The following is a 3,841-nucleotide window of genomic DNA, read 5'->3' as shown; positions in this document are numbered from 1 at the left end:
GCGCCAGATCGGGATCCGCGGCGCCGGGCACGGGCCCGTGCGCCGCGTCCGGTGCGTGGAGGCGGTCACGGACCCAGCCCGCCCAGGCCGCCCCGTACGCCGTCAACAGCCGCAGCTCGTCCAGCCGGGCAGCGGGCAGAGCGGCGTCCGCCCCGTCGTCGGAGAGGAAGATGGTGAGCGCGAGCGCGTCGCGCCCCGCGCGGTACTCCAGCGTGGACGGCTCCATCAGATCGCCGGTCCGCAGCAGCTCGTCGGCGATGTACTCGGCGTACATCCAGGCCATCGGGACCAGCAGCCCGCCCCCACTGGTTCCATCCTGACGTTCCGGGCGCATCCCGTCTCGCCTCTTTCTTTTCTCGGCACCGGGCTTCACGGAGCATTGAACCGGGGGAGCACGCCCCGCGTGGCCAGAAGGACAGGATCCGTCCCTACCGGATCCGTCCACGACACGAGGATGCGATGACCGCCGAACCCGGGGAGGGCCCGCACGTGCGGCAGTTGCTCGGCGCCTATGTGCTCGACGCGCTCACGGCCCGTGAGACCCGCGCGGTCTGCCGCCATCTGCTGTCCTGCGACCGCTGCACGGCCGACTACGTGGAGGTCGCGGAGGCCGTCGCGGCCCTCGCCCTGCTGAGCGAGGAGGACCTGCTGGAGTAGCCCGGCAGGCTGCGGGCGAGCTGGCGCAGCGCGTAGTAGGACCGGGACTTGACGGTGCCCGCCGGAATATCGAGCGCCCGCGCCGTCTCGCCCACGCTCAGCCCGCGGAAATATATCTGGACGAGGACGGCACGGTGTTCCGGGCTGAGGGCGCGCATCGCATCGCGTACGTCGAGGGCCGAGACCGCTGCCTCCGCGGTGTCCTGCGCACCCGCGGCGGTCTCCAGCACGACATCGCTGACCTCGGCCGGGCGGGCCTGCCTGGACCGGCGCGCGTCGATGGCGAGACGCCGAGCGACGGTGAAGAGCCAGGGCCGCATCGACTCGTACGGGGCGTCGAAGGCCTCCGGATGCTGCCAGGCCCGCACCAGCGTCTCCTGGAGCAGATCCTCGGCCCGCTGCCGGTCGCCGAAGGTCAGCCCGAGCAGGAAGTGCAACAGGGCGGGGCCGTGCTCCCGCTGGAGATCCGCGAGGGTCCGCTCATCGGTCGTCGTGGTGGTCATCGTGAACGCCCTTCTCCGCCGAGGCCCCTGCCGCTTCGCTGCCGACTGCCGTATACGAACGCATCGGGGCGTCGGGGAACAGGCGATGGGCGGCTCCGTGCGACGAGCGGTCGCACAGTGCGGCGAATGGTGCGGTGAACGGTCGGGCGGTTGCCGGGGCGAGTGCCCGTACGACGGGCGGGCGACGGGCGGTGCGGTGCCGGCGTCCGTACGGGCGTCGGGTGGTGCGTGTCCGCACGGGCGTCGGGTCAGCCCGTTCCGGCTCCCGTGTCCGGTTCCGGTGTCTTCGCCATCTCCGACTTCCGGTACGAGTAGCCGAAATAGATCACCAGACCGATCAGGAACCACACCACGAACCGCACCCACGTCTGCCACTGCAGGAAGGTGATCAGCCAGATCGAGAACACCACCCCGAGAGCCGGCACGAACGGCATGCCGGGCGTGCGGAACGTACGCGGCAGACCGGGTTGCTTGTAGCGCAGCACGATCACCGCGATGCACACCACCACGAACGCCAGCAGAATGCCGATGTTCGTCAGCTCGGCGGCCTCGCCGATCGGCAGGAACCCGGCGATCACGGCCGAGGCCGCGCCGACGATCCAGGTCACCCGGGTCGGCACGTGCCGGGTCGGGTGGGTCTTGGCGAACCACTTCGGCAGCAGCCCGTCGCGGCTCATCGAGAACCACACCCGGGTCACACCGAGCATGAAGGTGAACATCACGGTGAGAATGCCGATGATCGCACCCACCGCGATCAGATCGGCAAGCCTGCTCAGCCCCACCGACTTGAATGCCGTGGAGAAGCCGGACTCGGGGTTGATCTCCTTGTAGCTCTGCATCCCCGTCAGCACCAGACACGCCGCCACATACAGCACCATGGAGATTCCCAGCGAATACAGGATCGCCTTGGGCATGTGCCGCTGCGCGTCCTTGGACTCCTCGGCGGCCGTCGACATGGCGTCGTACCCGAACACGGCGAAGAAGACCGTGGCCGCACCGGTGAAGGCGCCGCTCACCCCGAACGGGAAGAAGGGGTGGTAGTTGGCGGTGTTGACGTGGAACACGCCGACGCCGATGACCAGCAGAACGACCAGGACCTTCAGGACGACCACGATCGTTTCGAAGCGGGCCGCGTTCTTGATACCGAGAGTCAGCAGGTACGCCACGAGCAGACAGAGCAGCGCGGCGAACAGATCCACCCGATGGCCGTCCCCGGTGCCGGGCGCGCCCAGCATCCACTTCGGTACGTCCAGTCCCATCTCCCCGAGCAGGAAGCTGAAGTAGCCGGAGATGCCGATCGCGACGACGGCGACGATCGCCGTGTACTCCAGCAGCAGGTCCCAGCCGATGAACCAGCCCACCAGCTCGCCGAGCACCGCGTACCCGTAGGTGTAGGCGGAACCGGCCTTCGGGATCAGGCCCGCGAACTCCGCGTAGCTGAACGCGGCCGCGGCGCTCGCCACACCCGCGATCAGGAAGGAGATGAGCACCGCGGGTCCGGCGGTGCCGTTGGCTACGGTGCCCGCGAGGGTGAAGATGCCCGCGCCGATGATCCCGCCCACACCGATCGCCGTGAGCTGCCACAAGCCGAGCGTTCTGGTGAGCTGAGTGGTGACGTCCCCCGCCGGCCCTTTCTCGTCGATCTGCTCGATCGGCTTGCGGCGCAGTACACCCTCGCCCACTCGGAGCCTAGCCATGAGTCACCTCTCCGCTGACGGCTGTCGCTGACGGGCGCTCATGATGGCCCAGGCGGGGCCGGTGCGGAAGACGGCGTGCCGTCCGGCGGAGGTGAGGATTCCGCGACGGTTACGGGACTACCGTGACGGGCCAACGGCCAGCCTTCACCAGCCGGATGGCCACCGAACCGATGAACCGGTGCCCGGCCGACTCCGACGCGCCCACCACGACGGCATCGGCCTTCAGCTTGTCCGCAGCCGTCACGAGCCCGTTGTAGGGGTCACCGCGGAAGGTGTGGAACTCCCAGCGCACATCCCATATGTCCTTTATCCGATCCGTCGCCTCGCGGATCTCGTTCACCAGCCCCTCCGCGACTTCGCCGGTCGTATCGGCGACGGGAGCCCCGAGCGCGGCGCCCGCGGGCAGCACGGGCTGGACGTAGACGAGGGCGAGCATCGCTCCCTGCCGACGGGCGAGCCCCGCCGCGTACGCCGCGGCACGCATGGAGGAATCGGATCCGTCGAGGCCGGAGACGATCACTTTCGGGCCGTCTGTGCCACGTTCGAACTGGTGGGGCTGCTGGTCTGTCACGGCAGTGAGGCTATCCGCTTCCGGCGCCGGCCCCGCCCCGGGCCGGGCACGGCGGCTGCCGGATCACTGTGTCCCGGCGGCGGTGGGCGTGAGGTCACCGCCGCGAGGCAGTTGCACCGCCGGGTGCGGCCGGGCAGCGACGCCCGTTCCGGGGGCTGACACCTGGAGTTCGGCCGAGGCGGCGGCTACCGGCCGGGGAGGGCCCAGTGTTGAGTCCGCGCCGTTGCGCGCCAGGGCCAGACCGGTGAGCACCACCAGGGCGACGGCGCCCCAAGGCGAGTGCCTGGTCCGTTCGGCGCGCCAGTTGTCCCGGCCCATGGTTCTCCCTTCGTCGCGACGCCTCGAACGCTAGGCGCCGGACGGCCGGGCGGCGATCAGGGAAGGGCGAACGGGTGGCGCCGGCCCGTTACGCC

General features: G+C 70.0%; 5 protein-coding genes and 1 pseudogene. 1 reads left to right on the top strand and 5 read right to left on the bottom strand.

All coding sequences use genetic code 11. The annotated features are described in order from the left end of the window. A pseudogene (locus tag ACFU8Q_RS40035) lies at window positions 1-334 on the bottom strand (hypothetical protein); the annotation flags it as partial. Between the two features lie 125 nt (window positions 335-459). Between ACFU8Q_RS40035 and ACFU8Q_RS40030 the strand changes: the two are divergent. Next, window positions 460-657, top strand: a complete 198-nt coding sequence (locus ACFU8Q_RS40030; protein ID WP_384464717.1) for a zf-HC2 domain-containing protein — start codon at window positions 460-462, stop codon at window positions 655-657. Here ACFU8Q_RS40030 and ACFU8Q_RS40025 read toward each other — a convergent pair. The 4 genes from ACFU8Q_RS40025 to ACFU8Q_RS40010 form a co-directional block, all read right to left on the bottom strand. After that, on the bottom strand, window positions 591-1,160 hold the full coding sequence (locus tag ACFU8Q_RS40025) for a sigma-70 family RNA polymerase sigma factor (protein ID WP_384464714.1): 570 nt from the start codon (window positions 1,158-1,160) through the stop codon (window positions 591-593). The genes ACFU8Q_RS40030 and ACFU8Q_RS40025 overlap by 67 nt on opposite strands. 248 nt (window positions 1,161-1,408) lie before the next feature. Beyond that, complete coding sequence (locus ACFU8Q_RS40020; protein ID WP_384464711.1) at window positions 1,409-2,857, bottom strand: amino acid permease; 1,449 nt, start codon at window positions 2,855-2,857, stop codon at window positions 1,409-1,411. Window positions 2,858-2,966: 109 nt separating this feature from the next. After that, a complete protein-coding gene (locus tag ACFU8Q_RS40015) occupies window positions 2,967-3,428 on the bottom strand; it encodes a universal stress protein (RefSeq protein WP_384464708.1) in 462 nt (153 codons plus the stop codon). 63 nt (window positions 3,429-3,491) lie between these two features. Then, window positions 3,492-3,746: a hypothetical protein gene (locus ACFU8Q_RS40010; RefSeq protein WP_384464706.1), complete on the bottom strand. Its 255-nt coding sequence runs from the start codon at window positions 3,744-3,746 to the stop codon at window positions 3,492-3,494. Window positions 3,747-3,841 lie beyond the last annotated feature (95 nt).

Source organism: Streptomyces sp. NPDC057543 (genome assembly GCF_042801895.1).
Classification (GTDB): domain Bacteria; phylum Actinomycetota; class Actinomycetes; order Streptomycetales; family Streptomycetaceae; genus Streptomyces.
Note: the sequence above shows the minus strand (reverse complement) of the source record. Positions and strands in the feature narration are given on the sequence as shown.